Below are 19,642 nucleotides of genomic sequence, written 5' to 3'. Positions count from 1 at the left end.
CTCAGGCCTCCTGCGGAGTGTTCGGGCGGCCGGTGGACGCCTCGCTCATGCGCTCGGCGTCGAGACCCGACAGCGGATGCCCCTTGGCGAAGAACTTCAGCCGCGCCAGCAGGGCGATGAACGGCTTGGTGAACAGGAACACCACCACGATGTCGATCAGCGTGGTCAGGCCCATCGCGAACGCGAACCCGGCCACACCGCCCACCGCCAGGAAGTAGAGCACGATCGCGGCGATGAACATGACGGCGTCGGCGATCAGGATCGTGCGCCGTGCACGGACCCAGGCCACCTCGATGGCCGCGCGAAGCGACCGCCGTCCTTCCTTCATCTCATCACGTATGCGTTCGAAGTACACGATGAAGGAGTCGGCGGTGATGCCGATCGAGACCACCAGGCCGATGATGTGGGGCAGCGAGAGGCGGAAGTTGGCGTTGTGGCCGAGCACGACCACCGCCGTGTACGTGATGATCGTGGCCACCACGAGGCTCAGCACCGCCACGATGCCCAGGCCCCGGTAGTAGAGCAGACAGTAGACGACCACGAGCGCCAGGCCGATCAGGCCCGCGATCAGGCCGCCCGTGAGCTGGTCCTGGCCCAGGGTGGACGAGACCGTGTCGACCGAGCTGCGGTTGAACTTCAGCGGCAGCGCGCCGTACTTGAGCTGGTCGGCCAGGTTGGTGGCGCTGATCTGGTCGAAGCCGCCGGTGATCTCGGCCCGGCCGCCGGGGATCGGGCTGATGATGTTGGGGGCGGTGATGACGACGCCGTCGAGCACGACCGCGACCTTGTTGCGCGGCTCGGGCGAGTTGTAGGCGGCGGTGGTGAGCTTGCTCCACTCGCCGGCGCCCTTGCTCTTGAAGTCGAGCTGGACGATCCACTCGGTGGTGCCCTGCTGCACGCCCGACGTGGCCGTGTCGATGTCGGTGCCGACGACCTTGGCGACGTCGAGGACGTACTTGAAGCTGCCGTCGGTCTCGCAGGCCGCGTACTGCTTGTTCGGGTCGTCCTGGACGCCCTGGCCGCGGTTGGCCGGGGTGGCGCAGTCGAGCTTGTTGAACTGCGCCAGCACCGCCGGGTCGATGCCCGAGGTGTCGATCCCGGCGTTGGGGTCCTGCGCGGGCGGCGTGCCGGCCTGGCCGGAGGGCGTGGCCGAGGGCGACGCCTTCGCGTCCTGGGCCTTGTCGTCCTGCTTCTTGCCGTTCTGGCCGCCGCTCTCATTGGCCGAAGGCTGCGCGGACGGGTCGGCGGACGCCTGGCCGGAGCCCTCGGCGGGCGCCGACGCCGCCGGGGACGGGGCGGTCAGCGCCGACGACAGCGCCTTGCCCGTCGGGGAGGCGCTCGGCGTGGAGACCGACTGCGAGCCGGACGGCGACGAGGACGGCGAGGTGGACGCGTTGCCCGACGGGCTCGCGGAGCCGCTCGGCGTCGGCGCGTTCGTGGGGAGGTTCTGCGGGACCTGCGTGGCCTCCATGGCGAGCACCTGGCGGAAACGCAGCTCCGCCGTGGTCGCGACCAGTTTGATGGCCTCGCTCTGGCCGACGCCCGGGATGGAGATGATGATGTTGTCGCCGGACTTGGCGACCTCCGCGTCGGAGATTCCGGTGCCGTTGACCCGGTCGCGGATGATGTTCACCGCGCGGTCGAGGATCTCCTCCGGCGGCGCCGCGTTGTTCTGGGTCACGGGGGACAAAGTCACCGTCGTGCCGCCCGCGAGGTCGAGCCCCAGCTTGGGCGTGAACGCCTTCTGCAAGAGCATCGTCCCGCCCAGGGCGAGGATGAGCGCCAGCAGCACCAGGAGCGTACGCCCCGGTCGGCTGTGGCGGCTGGTCGGTCGGGCCACTGGTCGTCAGTTCTTTCAGATAGAGGTTGTATCGCAGAGCTTAGTCAGGACTGCTTCGTGCTGGAGTCCTGGTCGCCGTTGCGCTCCACGGTGGCCTCGGACTCCTTCTTGCCCTCTTCGCCGAGCCCGGTCTCCTGGGCGGACGGCTCGTCGTCACTCCCGGCCGCGTCGGACTGGGTGACAACGCGGCCGATGGCGGCCTTCACCCAGCGCGTCTCGACCCCCGGCGCGATCTCGAGGATGACGTCCTCATTGTCCACCGCGACGACGGTGCCGAACAGCCCGGTCGTGGTCATCACCCGGGCGCCGGGCGCCAGGGAGTTCTGCATCTTGACTGCCTCTTGCTGGCGCTTGCGCTGGGGGCGGATCAGCAGGAAGTAGAACACCACCACCAGAAGAATCAGCGGCAGGATGCTTCCGAGTTGTCCCATGTCCATCAGGGGCGACCTTCCATTGTCGTACAAGAAGTTGACACCGGCCTCGCGCCGGAAATTCCGTGCGTTGCGTCGGGCCGCGCCGCTCAGCCCGTCAGCCTACACAGCCAGCCAAGCCACGGAGTGTAGGCGCTTGTTGCGAAACGCGGCAACGAGGCAGCGTTTCGGCGCGCGGGGAAGTTCCCAATTTGAAATGGTTGCAACCGTTCTGTGATCAGTCGAAAAGCGACGCTCCGAACGCGTCGGGTGGCGGAGTCATTCCGAGATGTGTCCAGGCGGCAGCCGTGGCGACCCGGCCGCGCGGGGTCCTGGCCAGCAGCCCTTGGCGGACGAGGAACGGCTCGGCCACCACCTCGACCGTCTCCGGCTCCTCCCCCACGGCCACCGCCAGCGTGGAGAGACCGACCGGGCCGCCGCCGAACTTCCGCAGCAGCGCGCCCAGCACGGCCCGGTCGAGCCGGTCGAGCCCTTCGCCGTCGACCTCGTACAGGTTGAGCGCCGCCGAGGCGATCTCCCGGTTGACCAGGCCGTCGGCGCGGACGTCGGCGAAGTCGCGCACGCGGCGCAGCAGCCGGTTCGCGATGCGCGGCGTGCCCCGGGACCGCCTGGCGATCTCGTGCGCGCCCTCGCCGGGCAGCGCGACCTCGAGCAGCTTGGCCGAGCGGTGGAGCACCTGCTCCAGCTCCGCGACCTCGTAGAAGTCCATGTGGGCGGTGAAGCCGAAGCGGTCGCGCAGCGGCGCGGGCAGCAGGCCCGCGCGCGTGGTGGCGCCGACCAGCGTGAAGGGCGCGATCTCCAGCGGGATGGCGGTGGCCCCCGGCCCCTTGCCGACCACGATGTCGACCCGGAAGTCCTCCATGGCGAGGTAGAGCATCTCCTCGGCGGGCCTGGCCATGCGGTGGATCTCGTCGATGAACAGCACCTCGCCCTCCGCCAGCGTCGACAGGATGGCGGCGAGGTCTCCGGCGCGCTCCAGGGCGGGGCCGGAGGTGATCCTCAGGGGGGCGTTCAGCTCGGCTGCGATGATCATGGCCAGCGTGGTCTTGCCGAGGCCGGGAGAGCCGCTCATGAGCACGTGGTCGGGCGGGCGCCGCCTGCGCAGGGCGCTCTCCAGGACGAGGGAGAGCTGCTCGCGCACGCGCCCCTGGCCGATGAACTCGCTCAGGCGCTTGGGCCGGAGCGCGGCCTCGATCTGGAGCTCGTCGCCTCCGGCGGAGGGCGACAGGATCTCCTCCCGCTCATACCCCACGCCCATGCCTCCTCTTGCCGACGCCCCGGCTGACCGAGCCCATGCCCACAGCGCCCTTGCCGACAGCGGCCTTGCCTACAGCGCCCCCGCTGACAGCGCCCCTGCCCTCAGCGCCCCCGCTGACAGTGCCCTTGCCGACAGCGCCCCTGCTGACTGAGACCTCGCTGACCGAGACCTTGCCGACTGAGATCTTGCCGGCGCAGACCCGGCTCACGGGCTCTCCGGCGAGGGTGCCGGTCCCGGCTCGCGGCCGTTCGCCTGTGGTTTCGGCTCTTCGCGGATCGCGCGGGACCGTGCGGGCGCGGCGGAGGGGAGGGGTCATCGGACGCTCAGGGAGCGCAGGGCGGCCTTGAGAAGGGCGGCGACCTGGGGCTGGCGTCCGGCGGCCAGCTCGGCCTCGGCCTCGGGCTCCACGGTGGCGACGGCCTCGTCGGCGTCCTTGCCGGAGTAGCCCAGCCCCACCAGCCCCGAGTGCACCTGATCCCGCCACAGCGCCACCCGCCGCTCCCCGTTGAGCGCGGCGTTGACGGCCTCTTCCGGCGTGCCGAGCCGGTCTTTCAGCTCCAGGACGATCCGCTGCGCGCCCTTCTGGCCGATGCCCGGCACCTTCGTCAGCGCCTTGAGGTCGGCACTGGCGACGGCCACCCGCAGCGCGTTGGGCGGGTGCACGGCGAGCATGGCCAGGGCCAGCTTGGGCCCGACGCCGCTGGCCGTCTGAAGCAGCTCGAACACGGCCCGCTCGTCGTCGGTGGCGAAGCCGTAAAGAGTGAGCGACTCCTCACGCACGACCAGCGACGTCGCCAGGCGCGCGTCTTCTCCCATGCGCAGGGTCGCGAGGGTGCCCGGAGTGCAGTGGGTCAGAATGCCGACGCCGCCGACCTCGATCACGGCTCCGTCGGGCGCTATCGCGGTCACCCTGCCCGCCACCGACGCGATCACGTCAGCCCTCCTGCCACCGCTCCCCCTGACCCGATCGCGGCCGTGCCGCCGGTCACCGGCCCCATCGGCGCGATCACACCCGTCCCCCTGGTCACTGGCACCTCCGCCACGGCTCTGCTTCCCGCACGCGTCTGCCCCGGCTGTGCCTTGGGCTCGCCGGCGATGCGGCTATCTGTCATAGCGCACTCCGGGCCCCGGCGACCACCGACACCACGTGAACCTCCGGCCAGGGCTCACCGGCGCGGGCCTTTCGGAGTGGCCTTGGCCAGGGCTTCGGCCAGGCGGTGCTGGGCGCCGCCGCGCCAGACGTGGCAGATGGCCAGGGCGAGCGCGTCGGCGGCGTCGGCGGGCCTGGGCATCTCCGCCAGCCGCAGCAGGCGGGTGACCATGGCGCCGACCTGCTTCTTGTCGGCCCTGCCGCTGCCGGTGATGGCCGCCTTGACCTCGGACGGCGTGTGCAGCGCCACCGGGAGCCCACGCCGGGCCGCGCAGAGCATCGCGATACCCGCCGCCTGCGCGGTGCCCATCACCGTGCGGACGTTGTGCTGGCTGAAGACCCGTTCGACGGCCACCGCCTCGGGGCGTACGTCGTCGAGCCACTCCTCGATGCCCGCCTCGATGCGGACGAGCCTGGACCCCAGCTCGTCGTCGGCCCCGGTCCGCACCACCCCGACGGCCACCAGCGACAGCGGCGCTCCCGGGCGCCCTTCGACGGCGCCCAGGCCGCACCGGGTCAGCCCCGGATCGACGCCCAACACCCGCACCCGCATGCCCTCCCGGCCCCGTCGCCGAACATCTGTTCGGCACGAGACTTTACCCCTGCTGAGCGGGGCGCGCATCGGGAAACGCCCGTCAGAAGCTGTCGAGCATGTACGGCTTGGCGGCGAAGGCAGCCTCAAGTGCCTGGTCGTATCGGTCATCTCCGGACATGAGCCCGCTGAGCCGCAGCGTCTGCACCGGAATCCCGGCGTACAGGGCGGACAAGCCGTTCACTGAGAGCGTGACACCGAGGGGCCCGGAGACCGGTGTGGCCGTGCCTGAGCCGCCGGAGACCTCCAGCCGGTACGTCCCCCCGCCCCCGATCGGGTCGTCCACGGTGACCACGGCCTCGCAGGAGACGTGCGCGGGAAAGCCCCTGCGCTCGACGGCCGCGGCCACGTCCAGCACCCTGAACATCCACCGCTCCTGGTGGACCCGCTCGGCCGTCCGCTCGTGGAGCAGCCACAGCACGGGGTCGTCGGGCGCCACCGGGGCCACCACCTCACGGGCGATCGTGGACGCGCTGCCCACCAGGGACCACAGCGCGCGCAACGTCTGCGTGGAGGCGGCGAGCAGGCTCTCGACCTCCATCGTGCCGTCGCCCTGCCATCGGTAGATGGCGTAGCCGTCGTCCGCGAGGTAGAGGAAGTCGTCCTCGTTGGCCAGCCACCCGCTCCAGGTGCGCTCGTCCCAGGAGACGGGACCGCTCGAACGGGCGGCGCCGTGCACGCGGTGCAGCACCGAGACCAGCTCCGCGGCGTCGTCCGGCCCCATCCTGCGCAGCTTGACCTGCCCGGACGGCCGGATCCCGCGCAGCGACTCGGCGGGCAGGCGGACGGTGTGCCGGGCACCGGCGTGCTCGTAGCCGACGCCGCGGTAGATGGCGGTGGTGGCCGGGAACAGCACGGACACCGCGTCGCCGAGCGCCTTCCCCCGCTCGACCACGGCGCGCATGAGACGGCCGCCGACACCGCGACCGCGGTCTTCCGGGCTGACGGTGACGGCCGCGACGCCCGACATCGGCTGCGGACGCCCGTGCCACCACTGCGTGAACGGGCGCAGCCGGGCCGCCGCCACCAGCCGGCCGCCGTCGAGCACCCCGAGGTAGCGGCCCTCGCTCAGGTCGGGGAGTACGACGCGCCGCCACCTCTCCCCGTCGGCGGGCGCGATCGGGCCGAAGGAGCGCTTGCGCAGGTCAAAGACGTCGTCGAGATCGTCGGGAGTGAGGTCGCGTATATCCACGAACAGGCAACCCTACGCAACCGGAGTACGTTCGGGCGAGCGATTTGCGGCGCCGTTCGTCGCGACCGCGAGCCTGTCGAGATAGAGGAGCTGGGCGGCGACCAGGGCGGCCAGCGCGACCGCGACGACGAGCAGCGGCGTCCCTGCGGCGACGTCGGGGGCGACGCCGCTGTAGCCGCTGAGCAGGGCCAACTGCGCGACCGGGGTGGTGAACAGCTCGGCGTTCTGCGCCACCAGCAGCGGCCAGCCGAGGTCGTGGGCGTTCACGAGCGTGACGGCGCCGACGAGGATGCCCGCCATGGGGAGCGAGGGCAGGAACACCCCCGCGAAGAAGTCCTTGTCGGTGCGCTCGGCCAGGCCCTTGCACAGCAGCGTGAGCACGAACAGGGCCGGGACGCTCACCAGCAGCGGCGGAATGAGCGCGGGAAGGGTGTCGATGAGGCCGAGGTTGCGGATGTTCTGCCAGTTGGCGACGCCGAGGGGGCCGGTGCCGACGAACAACCACGGGGCGAAGAGGAGGAGCAGCCACTCGCTGGCCCTGCCGAGCGGGCGCAGTCCGCCGATGCCGAGCGCGGCCAGGTACGCCACACCCACCGAGACGAACGCCCCGACGATCGCGGGCACCCAGGTATTGACGAACGCGCGCAGGCTGCCGGCCTCGGTGGAGGGCGAGGCGAGGACGCCGTCCATCCAGGGCCAGGTGAGCACGAACGCGGCCACCACGACGACCACGAGCGCGACGACGCCGACCGCCACGGCCACGGGGTTCGCCGCCGTTCGGGCCGGGGCCTGCCCGCCGTCGCCGCTCACGGGCCCCGGGAGGTACGGGCTGACCGGCCCGGGAACGGCGCCGGGAGCCGCCGGGGGCGGCAGGGGCACCGCACTGCCCGGGGTCGGCTCGCCGCCCGGGATGCCGGACGCCGGATCGTACGGGCCCTGCGGTGCCGGGTCCGACGCGGCGCGGCGGTTCACGGTGATGCTCAGGCGCGCGGCCACGGCGACGATCGTGGCGATAATGCCCAGCACGCCGAGGATCACCCCCGTAAGGACCGCGATGGACGCACCAAGGCCGAATTCGGCCGTTCTGAAGGCCTTGTCGTACTGGAGGCCCGCGAGCGTCTCTGTGACGCGCTCAGGGCCGCCCCGAGTGAGCGCCAGGCCGATGGAGAACGACTGGAGGCCGACGGCGACCATCGCGAGCACGACGAGGACGCCGACGACGAGCATCGCGGGCACGGGGGTGCCGCCGCGCAGCGCGGGCAGGAACGCGATCACCGCCAGCGCGCAGACCAGCCCGAACGTGGCGGCGGCGACGATCAGCCGGAGCGCGCCCGGGGCCGTGGCGGGCTCACGCAGGCCGTCGGCCAGGGTGGCCAGGCCCGTGGCGTCCTCCGTCAGCCCGCGCATCCAGGCCCCCGCGACCGCCACCGGCGAGAAGGTGACGACGGCCAGCGAGAGCACGACGCGCCCGGCCCGCCGCGTCCAGGTGCCCGCCCGGTCGAGGGCGAGGGCCAGCAGCGGTCCCACCACCACGGCCACCAGCAGCGGGAACACGATCATCGAGAACGTGAACCCCAGCGCACGCCAGAACTCGGCCTCGCCCAGCAGATGGGCGTAGTTGGCCGTCCCCGCGTAGGCGCTGTCACGCAGGATGCCGCCGCTCTGGAAGCTGAGCCAGATCGTCTGCCCGGTCGGCAGCACCAGGGTGATGAGGGCGCCGAGTAACGCCGGGACGGCCAGCAGGAAGCCGAGCGCTCGCGAGTAGGGCTGTGGAGGGATGGGGGAAGTCACGACGCCCGACCCTACGCTGCCCCGGCCCCCTCGTGCACGCATCGCCACCAGCCGGTCCGTGATCCATCACACCCGGACGAACCGTGCCGGTGAACGCCAGGCCACCGCGACCGTCCGCCAGAACGCCCGTCCGGTGAACGCCGCGCCCGCGAGCACCGCCCCGGTGAACGCGGGGCCAACAGGACGCCAGACGCGGTGGAACACCGAGGTGGCGGACGCGGGACCGGCCGGCTCGCGGACGTCGGGGGCCCGGCAGCGGAGCCGGGTCAGTCGAGGGCGGCCAGCACGTCGTCGGAGACGTCGAAGTTGGCGAAGACGTTCTGCACGTCGTCGCTGTCCTCCAGCGCCTCGATGAGGCGGAAGACCTTCTTGGCCCCGTCCTCGTCGAGCGGCACGCTCATCGTCGGCAGGAAGCTGGACTCGGCCGAGTCGTAGTCGATGCCGGACTCCTGGAGCGCCTTGCGCACCGGCACCAGGTCACCGGCCTCGGAGACGACCTCGAACGAGTCGCCCAGGTCGTTGACCTCCTCGGCGCCCGCGTCGAGCACGGCCATGAGCACGGTGTCCTCGTCGAGCCCGTTCTTGGGCACGATCACGACGCCCTTGCGGTTGAACATGTAGGAGACGGAGCCGGGGTCGGCCAGCGAGCCGCCGTTGCGGGTGAGCGCGACGCGGACCTCGGAGGCCGCGCGGTTGCGGTTGTCGGTGAGGCACTCGATGAGCACCGCGACGCCGCCGGGCGCGTAGCCCTCGTACATGATCGTCTGCCAGTCGGCGCCGCCCGCCTCCAGGCCGCCGCCGCGCTTGCGCGCCCGCTCGATGTTGTCGTTGGGCACGGAGTTCTTCTTCGCCTTGAAGATGGCGTCGAAGAGGGTGGGGTTGGCGTCCGGGTCAGGGCCACCGGTCCGGGCCGCCACCTCGATGTTCTTGATGAGCTTCGCGAACAGCTTGCCGCGCTTGGCGTCGAGCGCGGCCTTCTTGTGCTTCGTCGTCGCCCATTTGGAGTGGCCGGACATTACCTAGAGCTCCCTCACCATGTCTACGAAGTAACGGTGCACGCGCACGTCCCCGGTGAGCTCGGGGTGGAACGACGTCGCGAGCAACGGCCCTTGACGGACCGCGACGATCCTATCCCCAGGCTCGCACCTGCCCAGCACTTCGACGTCCGCGCCGACCGATTCGACCCAGGGCGCGCGGATGAAGATCGCGTGGACCCGTTCGCCCGCGAAGTCGAGGTCGGACTCGAAGGAGTGGACCTGGCGGCCGAACGCGTTGCGCCTGACCACCATGTCGATGCCGCCGATGGTCTGCTGGCCGGCGACGCCGTCCTCGATGCGGTCGGCGAGCATGATCATGCCGGCGCAGGAGCCGTAGGCGGGCATGCCCTCCTTGATCCGCATGCGCAGAGGTTCGAGCAGGTCGAAGGTCTCGGCGAGCTTCCACATCGTGGTCGACTCGCCGCCGGGGACGACCAGTGCGTCGACCGCGTCCAGCTCGGCGGAGCGGCGTACGGCGGTGGCCGTCGCGCCCGCCTCCCGAAGCATGCGCACATGCTCGCGCACGTCTCCTTGGAGGGCGAGAACACCGATCGCGGGCACAGCCGATCCTTCCGTCCGGGTACGGGTTCCGCTAATTCAACACCAGAACCACGCGCCGTCTTCCATGTGGGGCGCGTCCACGGCCCGTCCGCAGGCAAAGAGGCCCGCCCGAGGACCGGCCGCGGAGGGCCGGCGCAACGGGCGGGCAGGAACGGCGACGGGCGAAGGGTGAGGTCCCGTGCCCGTCGGCGGCGTTACGGGCGTTCGGTCTCCAGGCGGACCGTCTCCTCCACCGTCATCTCCTGAGCGGTGCGGAGCGTCGGGTCGAGCGGCCGCAGGTACGTCTGCTGCACCCCCGGCACCCGGTCCTCGATGACGAACGTGGCCCGGGTGTAGACCTCGGCCCCGGGCGTCTGCACCCGCGGCACGACCTTGAAGTCGGCCGACATCTGCTCGCGCTCGATCTTGGTCACCACGTACCCGCGCTGGTTGTTGTAGAACTTCAGGTGCGGGTTGATCGTCAGGAACGGGTGCCGGGCCGGGTCGGAGTCGGCCCCGTCGCCGCCGGTCGAGATCGAGGTCGCCACCAGCTCCGACCCCACCGTGGGCCCGGTCGGGTCGTCGTAGTCGAGCTTGAGGTCGCTGGCCCAGTGCGCGTGCACGTCACCGGTCAGCACCACCGGGTTGCGCACCTCCGCGTCGATCCAGCCCTCGGTGATGCGGCGGCGGGAGGCGACGTAGCCGTCCCAGCCGTCCTGAGAGGTGATCTTGGCGGGCCCGGCGTTGTTGTCGCGCTGGGCGAAGAAGACCTGCTGGCCCAGGATGTCCCACTGGGCGCGCGAGTTGTGGAAGCCGTTCAGCAGCCACTCCTCCTGCGCCGCGCCGGTGATCGAGCGGGCCGGGTCCACCGCGGCGGGGCAGTCGCGGTAGCCGTCGCCGCAGCCCTGGTCGTCGCGGTACTGGCGGGTGTCGAGCATGTGGAAGGTGGCCATGCGCCCCCAGCGGACGCGCCGGTAGAGCTGCATGTCGATGCCGCGCGGGATCGAGGTGCGGCGCAGCGGCATGTTCTCGTAGTAGGCGCGGAAGGCGGCCTCACGCCTGGTCAGGAAGTTCGGCTGGGGCACTTCGGGCTTCTCCGGCACCTCGTCGGCCCAGTTGTTGTCCAGCTCGTGGTCGTCCCAGACCACCAGCCAGGGCGCGGCGGCGTGCGCGGCCTGAAGGTCGGGGTCGACCTTGTACTGGGCGTGGCGCTGGCGGTAGTTCGCGAGCGTCTCGGTCTCGGGGCCCTCGTGGTGGCGGATGTTGCCGCCGGGGATGGTGTAGGTGTTCTTGGTGTACTCGTACTGGTAGTCGCCCAGGTGCAGGATGATGTCCGGGTGCTCCTCGGCGAGGCGCCGGTAGCTGGTGAAGTAGCCGTGCTCGTACTGGGCGCACGAGACGAAGGCCATGGCCAGGCCGCCGCCGTACGACAGGGGGTGCGGGGCGGTGCGGGCGCGGCCGAGCGGCGAGACGTACGGGCCCACGCGGAAGCGGTACCAGTACTCACGGTCGGAGCTGAGCCCCTCCACCTCGACGTGGACGCTGTGCCCCCACTCCGGGGCGGCGACGGTGACGCCGCTGCGCACGACCCGGCGGGCGCGCTCGTCGGAGTACACCTGCCACAGCACGGGGAAGGTCCGCTGCGGCATGCCGCCGAGCCCGTCCTCGGCCATCGGCTGCTGGGCGAGCCTGGTCCACAGCACGAAGCCCTCGTGGTCGGGGTCGCCGCTGGCGACACCGAGGGTGAACGGGTCGGTACGCAGCCCGCGAGACGCCAGGCTCTGGGCGGTCTCGGCGGCCGGGTCGGGCTCGGCGTGCGCGGCGCTGGCGGGGATGGCCGCGGCGGCGCCTGCCGCTAACCCTGTGACGAGGAAATGCCTGCGGTTCAGCTTGGACACCTGGGGCTCCTGTGGTGATCAAGGGTGAGGGACGCCCCGTAGCCTGTCTCAGCATGATGACCACTTGGTGAACAACAGACAACACGAAAAAGGCGACATCCTTCGCGGATGCCGCCTTCTCCGGCAATTTTCACCGTCACATTCTGGCGCCCCCGCCAGGCCGTCTCCGGCCTGCCGGATGTGATCGTCTCACGGGTCCAAGCCTGTGACCTGCAACGACGCGCCGGAACTACCAGCCGCGCTCGGCCAGGCGGTGCGGCTGCGGAATCTCGTCGACGTTGATGCCGACCATGGCCTCGCCCAGACCGCGCGAAACCTTGGCGATGACGTCGGGGTCGTCGTAGAACGTGGTGGCCTTGACGATGGCCGCGGCGCGCTTGGCCGGGTCGCCCGACTTGAAGATGCCCGAGCCCACGAACACGCCCTCGGCGCCGAGCTGCATCATCATCGCCGCGTCGGCGGGGGTGGCGATGCCGCCCGCGGTGAACAGCACCACCGGCAGCTTGCCGGACTTGGCCACCTCGGCGACCAGCTCGTAGGGGGCCTGCAGCTCCTTGGCGGCGACGTAGAGCTCGTCGTCCGGCAGCGAGGCGAGCCGCTTGATCTCGCCGCGGATCGTCCGCATGTGGGTGACGGCGTTGGAGACGTCGCCCGTGCCGGCCTCGCCCTTCGAGCGGATCATGGCCGCGCCCTCGGTGATGCGGCGCAGGGCCTCGCCCAGGTTGGTCGCCCCGCACACGAACGGCACGGTGAACTGCCACTTGTCGATGTGGTTGGCGTAGTCGGCCGGGGTGAGCACCTCCGACTCGTCCACGTAGTCGACGCCCAGCGCCTGCAGCACCTTGGCCTCGACGAAGTGGCCGATGCGGGCCTTGGCCATGACGGGGATCGACACGGCGCCGATGATGCCGTCGATCATGTCGGGGTCGCTCATCCTGGACACGCCGCCCTGCGCGCGGATGTCGGCGGGCACGCGCTCGAGGGCCATGACGGCCACCGCGCCGGCGTCTTCAGCGATCTTGGCCTGCTCGGGGGTGACGACGTCCATGATGACGCCGCCCTTGAGCATCTCGGCCATGCCGCGCTTGACGCGGGCGGTTCCGGTGACGGGGGTGCTTTCTGGCGTGCTGCTGGACACGGTCATCCTCACGGGCTCTACGGCGATTCTGTACACGTTTATCAAGCCCATCGTAGGTCCTGCGCCACCCCTCCCCCGACATACCAACATGTCAGGATCTATGGCCTCACCCATACAGGATGGCCAGAGCGCGGCCCCACGAGGCTCATGAGGGGGCCCTCCTTCCGGCGGGAGGGCGCTAGGGGATGACGGGCTTGCGGCTGGCGAGGGCCACCCAGACCTGGCCGGGCGCGAAGTTCATCGGCTCGCCGCTCGCGGTGGTGAACGTCGTGCCGCTCTCCTCCGACTTCCGCTCCCACTTGGCGTTGAAAGCTTTACCGTCGCGCAGCACGACCGCCGAGCCCTTGCCCGTGGTGTGCACCAGCGGCGTGTAGCTGTCGTTCACGTCGTGGAACTCCGAGCGCTCGGTCTTGGTGTACTGGACCACGATCGTCGGCGCGCTGAGCTGGCCGCCCTCGGCGGCCATGTCCTTCTTGCCGTCCTGCGCGATCATCCACTGCTTCTTCGCCTCCGACCAGGTGAAGGTGAAGCGCGCGGCGGGCCACCTGACCGTGAACGACTTCCGCTCGGTCCCGCCCTCGGCCGGCGCGTCGCCGAAGGTGAAGCCGACGTCCTTGGCCTTGCTCGCCTTGGGGGCCCCGGCCAGCAGTTCCTTGGTGTTGGCGAACAGGTTGTAGGGGGCGACGCGGCCCGGCTGACGGAAGTACGCGCCGGGGGTGCGCGTGTCGCCGACGTCGAACAGGGACGCCTCGGCGATGAACGGCAGCATCTTGGTCTGCGCGCCCGAGTAGGAGAAGGCCGGCTTGCCGAACTGCGGCGCGATGTGCAGGTCGGAGATGCGGGCGCTGCGCACCGGGCCCACCTTGGCCGGCAGCTTGGAGGAGAAGATGGCCATGAGCCGGGTCAGTCCGGCCTCGACCTGCTCCACGTAGACGATGTCGGCGCTCTTGAGCCCGAGCTGCGGCTTGCCCGCCGCGGTGTTCTCGATCTTCACCGCGAGCACCGGCTTGAGCTTGTCGTACGGCTTGCCGGTGAACGGGTGGGCGTTGACCTCCTCCGGCTCCTCGCTGGGCACCGCCGCGGCGGTGGCGGCCTGCGGCGCCTGCCCGGCCGCCGGGTCGTCGGAGGAACAGGCCGTTACGGGCAGCACCACGGCCGCTCCCGCCAGCCAGAGCGTGATCATCCGGGTAAGCCGCACGTGTAACTCTCCTTGCCTCAGCCCGAAAACGGGATGAAGCTTACTGGCTTCCCCAAATCAGGTCATTCAGTTGCCATGGTCGCGGGCGGATTGTCATCAATCTCGAAGAATTGCGGGTATTCGGTGTAGCCCGCCAGGCGCAGGGTTCTGGCCAGCCAGCGGCGCTGCGCCGTACGCGTGACGCCGACGGCGTTGTTGTAGAACCGGCGCGAGTAGACGACCTTGGCCACCGCCGCGTCGAGCTCTTCCAGCAGGTCGGGGCCGCCGGGCGCCTCCGACAGCTTCTCCCTGAAGCGCTCCTGGTCGACCACCGCCCGCAGCGCCCGCGACAGGTCGCTCTCCGCGTGCTCGCGCTCCTCCGGCCCCGCCGTCCTGGCCTCGTGGGCCGCCGCGGCCAGCACCAGCGACGTGGCCGGGTCGAGCAGGCGCGAGCCGGCCAGCTCCAGCACCACCGCCCGGCGCCGCATCAGCGCCGCGTCGAGCGACTCCTGGGCCAGCTCCAGCCGGATGTGCAGGCGGTCGAGACGACCGGCCCGCCAGGAGATGTAGACCGCCATGAGCACCACGACGATGCCCACGATCAGTACGATCATGGTGGACGTCACAGGTCTTCCTCCACCCGCCCCACACCGCTCATGGTGACGGTCTCGTAGACGCGTACGACGTCGCGCGCCACCGTGGACCAGTCGTACTTCCTGACCGCCACCAGCGCCTCCGCGGCCAGCTTGGCCCGCCGCTCCGGCGCGTCGAGCAGCACGCCCGCCTCGCGCGCCAGCGAGGCCGGGTCGCCGTTGGCGAACAGCGCGCCCGCCTGCCCCTCGCCCAGCACCTTGCGGAAGGCCGGGATGTCGCTGGCCAGCACCGTGGCCCCGGACGCCATCGCCTCGGCCAGCACGATGCCGAAGCTCTCGCCGCGCGTGTTGGGCGCGCAGAACACGTCGACCGAGTGGTAGGCGCGGATCTTGTCGACCTCGCTCACCATGCCCAGCACCGTCACCCGGTCGCGGAACTCCCTGGGCACCCGCTCGTAGACGTCTTTCTCGTCGCCGGGCCCGGCGATCAGCAGCTTCACCTCGGGCCGCTCGGCCGCCAGCGTGCGGAAGGCGTCGAGCAGGATCGGCAGGCCCTTGCGCTCTTCGTCCATGCGGCCCAGGAAGCCGATCGTGGCGCCGTCGGGCCCCCAGCCGTCGAGCGGCTCGGCCTCGGTGTAGCGGGCCACGGTGACGCCGTTGGGGATGAGCACCGTGTCGCCGCCGAACTGCTCGACCAGGCTCTTGCGGGCCGCGTCGGAGACCGCGATGCGGCCGCTGAGCTTCTCCAGCGCGCTGCGCAGCAGCGGCTCGGCGATCGCGATCGCCCGCGAGCGCGAGAACGAGGCGTGGAACGTGGCCACGATCGGCCCCTTGGCCGCCCAGCAGGCCAGCACGCCCAGGCTCGGGATCAGCGGCTCGTGGATGTGCAGCACGTCGAACTCGCCCGTGCGCACCCAGCGCCGCACCCGCGCGGCCGACAGGAATCCGAACGACATCCTGGCCACCGACCCGTTGTACGGCACCGGCACCGCCCGGCCCGCGCCCGTCACGTAGGGCGGCAGCTCGTCGTCGTCGGCGGCCGGCGCGATCACCGACACGATGTGGCCGTGCGCCATGAGCGCCTGGGCCAGGTCGTCGATGTGCTGCTTGACCCCGCCGGGCATGTCCCACGAGTAGGGGCAGACGATGCCGACCCTCATCGGGGCTCCAGGTCGTCGAGCCAGAGGCGCTGCATCATGTGCCAGTCTTCCGGATGCTCGGAGATGCCCTTCTCGAACACGTCGGCCAGGCCCTGCGCCAGCGCGGAGACCTTCTCCTGCCGGGTGCCCTCCGCGGGCACCGGCAGCTCCCCGTGGATGTGGATGCCCCAGTCGTCGCCCTCGAAGTAGACGATGGCGGGCAGCAGCGCCGCCCCCGTCTGCACCGCCAGCAGCGGCGGCCCCGCGGGCATCTTGGTGGCCGCGCCGAAGAAGCGCACCTCCACGCCGTTCTTGGTCAGGTCGCGCTCGGCCGGCAGGCAGACCACGCCGCCCTTGCGCAGGCGGGTGGCCAGGGTGCCGAAGTTGTGGCCGTCGCCGCCGGTCAGCGGCAGCACCTCCATGCCGAGGCTTTCGCGGAAGGCGACGTAGCGGCGGAACAGCGACTCGGGTCTGAGCCGCTCGGCCACGGTCGCGAACGGGTGGCCCACGCCCACCAGCCACGCCCCCGCCTGGTCCCAGTTGCCCATGTGGGGCAGGGCCAGTACCACCCCGCGCCCGGCCGCCACGGTGTCGTGGACGTGCTCGGCGCCGATGACGTGGGTGCGGCGGACGATCTCGGCGCGGTCCATCGACGGCAGGCGGAAGATCTCGTGGAAGTAGCGGAAGTAGGAGCGCATCCCGGCCCGCGTCAGCTCGCCCAGCTCCCTGCTGCCCGCGTCGAGGCCGCTCACCCTGGCCAGGTTGGACTCCAGCCGCAGCACGGACCTGCCGCGCCCGCGCCAGACCCGGTCGGCCAGGAACCGGAAGACGGCGGCCGTGGGTCGCCGCGGCAGCAGCGGCACGAGCCGCCACCCCGCCGCGAACCCGGCGGCCACGACACGGTCGGTGAAAGACGCCTTCTCGCTCATCTCTCCCTCGTCTGCTGGTAGACGGCCACCACGCGCTGCCCCACGGTGATCACGCTGGCCAGCGCGAGCAGCCACATGCCCACAGGCAGAACGTACGGAACGCCGAGCCCCGCCAGGCACGCGGCCACCAGTGCCACCACCAGCCGCTCCGGCCGCTCGGCCACCCCGACGTCGGCCGTGAGCCCGAGCCCCTCGGCCCTGGCCTTGGCATAGGACACCAGGGCCCCGGCGATCAGGCACACCAGCGTCACCGAGGCCGTCACGGTGTCGCCCAAGGAGATGAAGTAGAGGATCAAGCCGGCGAAGATGGCGGCGTCGGCGACCCGGTCGAGCGTCGAGTCGAGAAAGGCCCCCCAGGTCGTGCCCCCCTGCCCGCCGAGCCGGGCCACCACGCCGTCGAGCAGGTCGAACAGCACGAAGACGGTGATCACGAGGGCGCCCAGGGTGAGCTGCCCCAAGGGGAAGAAGAACAGGGCCGACACGACGGTGCCGAGGGTGCCGACCGCCGTGACGGCGTTCGGGCCGATCCCGCGGCCGACGAGAGCCCTGCCCAGCGGGGTGAGTATCCGGGTCATGGCCGGGCGCAGGAGTTTGAGCATCGCGCTCCGATCCTAGGCCACGACGGGGCTGACAACTTTCTTTGCCGTGCCCCCCTTGTGATATCCGCCACATGGGTATTTGGTGAACACACCGCGTCCATGCGGTTTCCAGCACCCTCCGCGCGGGCGCGGCGTTGGCAGACGTACCGACGACGCGGGAGGCGATGTGGCGGAAAGACATTCGAGCGGCGCCGTGGGAGCCGCGGGCAGGGCACCCGCGGCCGACAGGGCGGATGCGATACGCAATGTCGTGCTGGTCGGCCACTCAGGAGCGGGCAAGACGACCCTCGTCGAGCAGCTACTGGCCGCGACGAGCACCATCCAGCGCCCGGGACGGGTCGAGGACGGCAACACCGTCAGCGACTTCGACGAGGTCGAGGTCCGGCAGCAGCGGTCGGTCAACCTCGCCGTGGCGCCGCTGGTGCACAACGGCATCAAGATCAACCTTCTCGACGCACCCGGTTACGCCGACTTCGTGGGCGACCTGCGCGCCGGCCTGCGCGCCGCGGACGCCGCGCTGTTCGTGGTCTCGGCGTTCGAAGGGGTCGACGGTCTCACACAGATGCTCTGGGAGGAGTGCGCCAGGGTCGGCATGCCGCGGGCGGTCGTCATCACCAAGATCGACCATCAGCGGGCCGACTTCCACGAGGTGCTGGCCACCTGTCAGGAGGTCTTCGGCGACGGCGTCGCGCCGCTCTATCTCCCGGTGATCACCAACGGTCACGTGAACGGGCTGATCGGGCTGCTGACGCAGAAGTTCTACAACTACGCCACGGGGAAGCGTACGGAGAAGGACCCAGGCGCCGAGTACGAGGCGCAGATCGATGAGCACCGCGGCGTCCTGATCGAGGGCATCATCCAGGAGAGCGAGGACGAGTCGCTCATGGAGCGCTACCTCGAGGGTGAGCCGATCGACACCAAGGTCCTGGTCGACGACCTGGAGAAGGCCGTCGCGCGCGGCAGTTTCCACCCGGTGCTGTGCAGCGGCCTCGGGGTGGGCGCGCACGAGGTGCTGGAGCTGATCACGCAGGGCTTCCCGTCGCCCCTGGAACATCACATGCCCGAGATCACCGATCTGTCCGGCAAGCCGGTCAACGGCATCACCTGCAACCCTGACGGCCCGCTCGTGGCCGAGGTCGTCAAGACCACCAGCGACCCGTACGTGGGCCGCATCAGCCTCGTACGCGTCTTCTCCGGCACCCTGCGCCCCGACATGACCGTGCACGTCTCCGGGCACGGCCTGGCCGACCGCGGGCACGAGGACCACGACGTGGACGAGCGCATCGGCACCCTGACCTGCCCGCTGGGCAAACAGCAGCGCGGCGCGGCCAAGGGCGTCGCGGGCGACATCGTGGCCGTGGCCAAGCTCTCGCGGGCCGAGACCGGCGACACACTGTCGGAGGTCGAGCACCCGCTGCTGATGACGTCCTGGACCATGCCGGAGCCGCTGCTGCCCGTGGCGATCAGGGCCAGGTCGAAGGCCGACGAGGACAAACTGTCGCAGGCACTCGGCCGCCTGGTGGCCGAGGACCCGACGCTGCGCCTGGAGAACAACGCCGAGACCCGCCAGCTCGTGCTGTGGTGCATGGGCGAGGCGCACACCGACGTGCTGCTCGACCGCCTGGCCAAGCGCCACGGCGTGGAGGTCGAGCGGGTCGACCTGCGGGTGCCGCTGCGCGAGACGTTCGGCGGCAGGTGCCAGGCGATGGGCCGCAACGTCAAGCAGACCGGCGGCCACGGCCAGTACGCGATCTGCCACCTCGAGGTCGAGCCGCTCCCGTCCGGCGGAGGCTTCGAGTTCGTCGACAAGATCGTGGGCGGCGTGGTGCCGCGACAGTTCATCCCGTCGGTGGAGAAGGGCGTGCGCGCGCAGATGGAGCGCGGCGTGGTGGCCGGCTACCCGATGGTGGACGTGCGCGTCACCCTGTACGACGGCAAGGCCCACTCCGTCGACTCCTCCGACATGGCCTTCCAGATCGCGGGACAGCTCGCGCTCAAGGAGGCGGCGTCTAAGGTGCCGACGCTGCTGCTGGAGCCCGTGGACGAGCTGTCGGTGCTGGTGGCCGACGACTACGTGGGCTCGGTGATGTCCGACCTGTCGTCGCGGCGCGGCCGGGTGCTCGGCACGGAGCCGGTGGGCACGGGCCGCACGCTGGTCAAGGCGGAGGTGCCCGCACTGGAGATCACGCGCTACGCCATCGACCTGAGGTCCATGTCGCACGGGACGGGGACGTTCCACCGCGCGTTCCTGCGCTACGAGCCACTGCCGCCGAACCTCGCGAGCAAGATGACCGCCACGGAGTGAGCGCCACGGAGTGAACAGGTCCGGGTAGACAGG

At 70.9% G+C, this 19,642-nt stretch carries 19 protein-coding genes; 1 reads left to right on the top strand and 18 read right to left on the bottom strand.

What is annotated here, in order from left to right; genetic code table 11:
* Window position 1: 1 nt before the first annotated feature.
* The 18 genes from secD to pgsA all read right to left on the bottom strand — a co-directional run bounded on the left by secD (window position 2) and on the right by pgsA (window position 17,304).
* Window positions 2-1,840 (bottom strand): protein translocase subunit SecD, encoded by a 1,839-nt coding sequence (secD, locus tag ABD844_RS10505; RefSeq protein ID WP_344875466.1) that lies wholly within the window; start codon window positions 1,838-1,840, stop codon window positions 2-4.
* Between the two features lie 44 nt (window positions 1,841-1,884).
* On the bottom strand, window positions 1,885-2,277 hold the full coding sequence (gene yajC / locus ABD844_RS10500; protein ID WP_344875464.1) for a preprotein translocase subunit YajC: 393 nt from the start codon (window positions 2,275-2,277) through the stop codon (window positions 1,885-1,887).
* Window positions 2,278-2,488: 211 nt separating this feature from the next.
* Window positions 2,489-3,529 carry a Holliday junction branch migration DNA helicase RuvB gene (gene ruvB / locus ABD844_RS10495; RefSeq protein WP_344875462.1) on the bottom strand — a complete coding sequence of 347 codons (1,041 nt, stop codon included), beginning with the start codon at window positions 3,527-3,529 and terminating at the stop codon, window positions 2,489-2,491.
* Between the two features lie 312 nt (window positions 3,530-3,841).
* Window positions 3,842-4,462, bottom strand: a complete 621-nt coding sequence (gene ruvA / locus ABD844_RS10490) for a Holliday junction branch migration protein RuvA (RefSeq protein ID WP_344875460.1) — start codon at window positions 4,460-4,462, stop codon at window positions 3,842-3,844.
* Complete coding sequence (locus ABD844_RS10485) at window positions 4,459-4,641, bottom strand: hypothetical protein (RefSeq protein WP_344875458.1); 183 nt, start codon at window positions 4,639-4,641, stop codon at window positions 4,459-4,461. Before ABD844_RS10485 ends, ruvA begins: the two co-directional genes overlap by 4 nt.
* A 54-nt stretch (window positions 4,642-4,695) precedes the next feature.
* Window positions 4,696-5,226 (bottom strand): crossover junction endodeoxyribonuclease RuvC, encoded by a 531-nt coding sequence (gene ruvC / locus ABD844_RS10480; protein WP_344875567.1) that lies wholly within the window; start codon window positions 5,224-5,226, stop codon window positions 4,696-4,698.
* An 88-nt stretch (window positions 5,227-5,314) separates the two neighbouring features.
* Entirely contained in the window at window positions 5,315-6,463 is a 1,149-nt protein-coding gene (locus ABD844_RS10475; protein ID WP_344875456.1) for a GNAT family N-acetyltransferase, read from the bottom strand.
* A 12-nt stretch (window positions 6,464-6,475) separates the two neighbouring features.
* The gene (locus ABD844_RS10470; protein WP_344875454.1) at window positions 6,476-8,254 is read right to left on the bottom strand and encodes a hypothetical protein; all 1,779 of its coding nucleotides are present in this window, start codon (window positions 8,252-8,254) and stop codon (window positions 6,476-6,478) included.
* A gap of 66 nt (window positions 8,255-8,320) precedes the next feature.
* Window positions 8,321-8,458 carry a hypothetical protein gene (locus tag ABD844_RS10465; RefSeq protein ID WP_344875452.1) on the bottom strand — a complete coding sequence of 46 codons (138 nt, stop codon included), beginning with the start codon at window positions 8,456-8,458 and terminating at the stop codon, window positions 8,321-8,323.
* 62 nt (window positions 8,459-8,520) lie between these two features.
* Window positions 8,521-9,270, bottom strand: coding sequence for a YebC/PmpR family DNA-binding transcriptional regulator (locus ABD844_RS10460; RefSeq protein ID WP_344875450.1), 750 nt, complete (start codon window positions 9,268-9,270; stop codon window positions 8,521-8,523).
* A 3-nt stretch (window positions 9,271-9,273) separates the two neighbouring features.
* The gene (pdxT, locus tag ABD844_RS10455) at window positions 9,274-9,852 is read right to left on the bottom strand and encodes a pyridoxal 5'-phosphate synthase glutaminase subunit PdxT (RefSeq protein WP_344875448.1); all 579 of its coding nucleotides are present in this window, start codon (window positions 9,850-9,852) and stop codon (window positions 9,274-9,276) included.
* Between the two features lie 194 nt (window positions 9,853-10,046).
* Window positions 10,047-11,729, bottom strand: coding sequence for an alkaline phosphatase D family protein (locus tag ABD844_RS10450; RefSeq protein ID WP_344875446.1), 1,683 nt, complete (start codon window positions 11,727-11,729; stop codon window positions 10,047-10,049).
* A gap of 229 nt (window positions 11,730-11,958) precedes the next feature.
* Window positions 11,959-12,873: a pyridoxal 5'-phosphate synthase lyase subunit PdxS gene (gene pdxS / locus ABD844_RS10445; RefSeq protein WP_344875565.1), complete on the bottom strand. Its 915-nt coding sequence runs from the start codon at window positions 12,871-12,873 to the stop codon at window positions 11,959-11,961.
* A gap of 172 nt (window positions 12,874-13,045) precedes the next feature.
* Window positions 13,046-14,065 carry a DUF3048 domain-containing protein gene (locus tag ABD844_RS10440; protein ID WP_344875444.1) on the bottom strand — a complete coding sequence of 340 codons (1,020 nt, stop codon included), beginning with the start codon at window positions 14,063-14,065 and terminating at the stop codon, window positions 13,046-13,048.
* Window positions 14,066-14,127: 62 nt separating this feature from the next.
* Window positions 14,128-14,658: a hypothetical protein gene (locus ABD844_RS10435; protein WP_425568535.1), complete on the bottom strand. Its 531-nt coding sequence runs from the start codon at window positions 14,656-14,658 to the stop codon at window positions 14,128-14,130.
* Window positions 14,659-14,666: 8 nt separating this feature from the next.
* The gene (locus tag ABD844_RS10430) at window positions 14,667-15,797 is read right to left on the bottom strand and encodes a glycosyltransferase family 4 protein (RefSeq protein WP_344875440.1); all 1,131 of its coding nucleotides are present in this window, start codon (window positions 15,795-15,797) and stop codon (window positions 14,667-14,669) included.
* Window positions 15,794-16,705, bottom strand: a complete 912-nt coding sequence (locus ABD844_RS10425; protein ID WP_344875438.1) for a phosphatidylinositol mannoside acyltransferase — start codon at window positions 16,703-16,705, stop codon at window positions 15,794-15,796. Before ABD844_RS10425 ends, ABD844_RS10430 begins: the two co-directional genes overlap by 4 nt.
* Window positions 16,702-17,304 (bottom strand): phosphatidylinositol phosphate synthase, encoded by a 603-nt coding sequence (pgsA, locus tag ABD844_RS10420; RefSeq protein WP_344875436.1) that lies wholly within the window; start codon window positions 17,302-17,304, stop codon window positions 16,702-16,704. Before pgsA ends, ABD844_RS10425 begins: the two co-directional genes overlap by 4 nt.
* Before the next feature lie 166 nt (window positions 17,305-17,470).
* Here pgsA and ABD844_RS10415 point away from each other — a divergent pair, with 166 nt between their 5' ends.
* Window positions 17,471-19,609, top strand: coding sequence for an elongation factor G-like protein EF-G2 (locus ABD844_RS10415; RefSeq protein ID WP_344875434.1), 2,139 nt, complete (start codon window positions 17,471-17,473; stop codon window positions 19,607-19,609).
* Window positions 19,610-19,642: the final 33 nt, after the last annotated feature.

The sequence above is a fragment of the Nonomuraea antimicrobica genome (assembly GCF_039536965.1).
In the GTDB taxonomy this organism is placed as follows: Bacteria; Actinomycetota; Actinomycetes; order Streptosporangiales; family Streptosporangiaceae; genus Nonomuraea; species Nonomuraea antimicrobica.
The sequence above is the reverse complement of the archived record's forward strand: the minus strand, read 5'-3'. Positions and strand labels throughout refer to the sequence as shown.

Excerpts from the sequence above, each read along its gene's own strand:
- ruvB (WP_344875462.1), bottom strand. The coding sequence starts at position 3,529 with ATGGGCGTGGGGTATGAGCGGGAGGAGATCCTGTCGCCCTCCGCCGGA.
- ABD844_RS10430 (WP_344875440.1), bottom strand. The coding sequence starts at position 15,797 with ATGAGGGTCGGCATCGTCTGCCCCTACTCGTGGGACATGCCCGGCGGG.
- ABD844_RS10435 (WP_425568535.1), bottom strand. The coding sequence starts at position 14,658 with ATGATCGTACTGATCGTGGGCATCGTCGTGGTGCTCATGGCGGTCTAC.
- pgsA (WP_344875436.1), bottom strand. The coding sequence starts at position 17,304 with ATGCTCAAACTCCTGCGCCCGGCCATGACCCGGATACTCACCCCGCTG.
- ABD844_RS10460 (WP_344875450.1), bottom strand. The coding sequence starts at position 9,270 with ATGTCCGGCCACTCCAAATGGGCGACGACGAAGCACAAGAAGGCCGCG.
- ABD844_RS10425 (WP_344875438.1), bottom strand. The coding sequence starts at position 16,705 with ATGAGCGAGAAGGCGTCTTTCACCGACCGTGTCGTGGCCGCCGGGTTC.
- pdxS (WP_344875565.1), bottom strand. The coding sequence starts at position 12,873 with ATGACCGTGTCCAGCAGCACGCCAGAAAGCACCCCCGTCACCGGAACC.
- yajC (WP_344875464.1), bottom strand. The coding sequence starts at position 2,277 with ATGGACATGGGACAACTCGGAAGCATCCTGCCGCTGATTCTTCTGGTG.
- ABD844_RS10485 (WP_344875458.1), bottom strand. The coding sequence starts at position 4,641 with ATGACAGATAGCCGCATCGCCGGCGAGCCCAAGGCACAGCCGGGGCAG.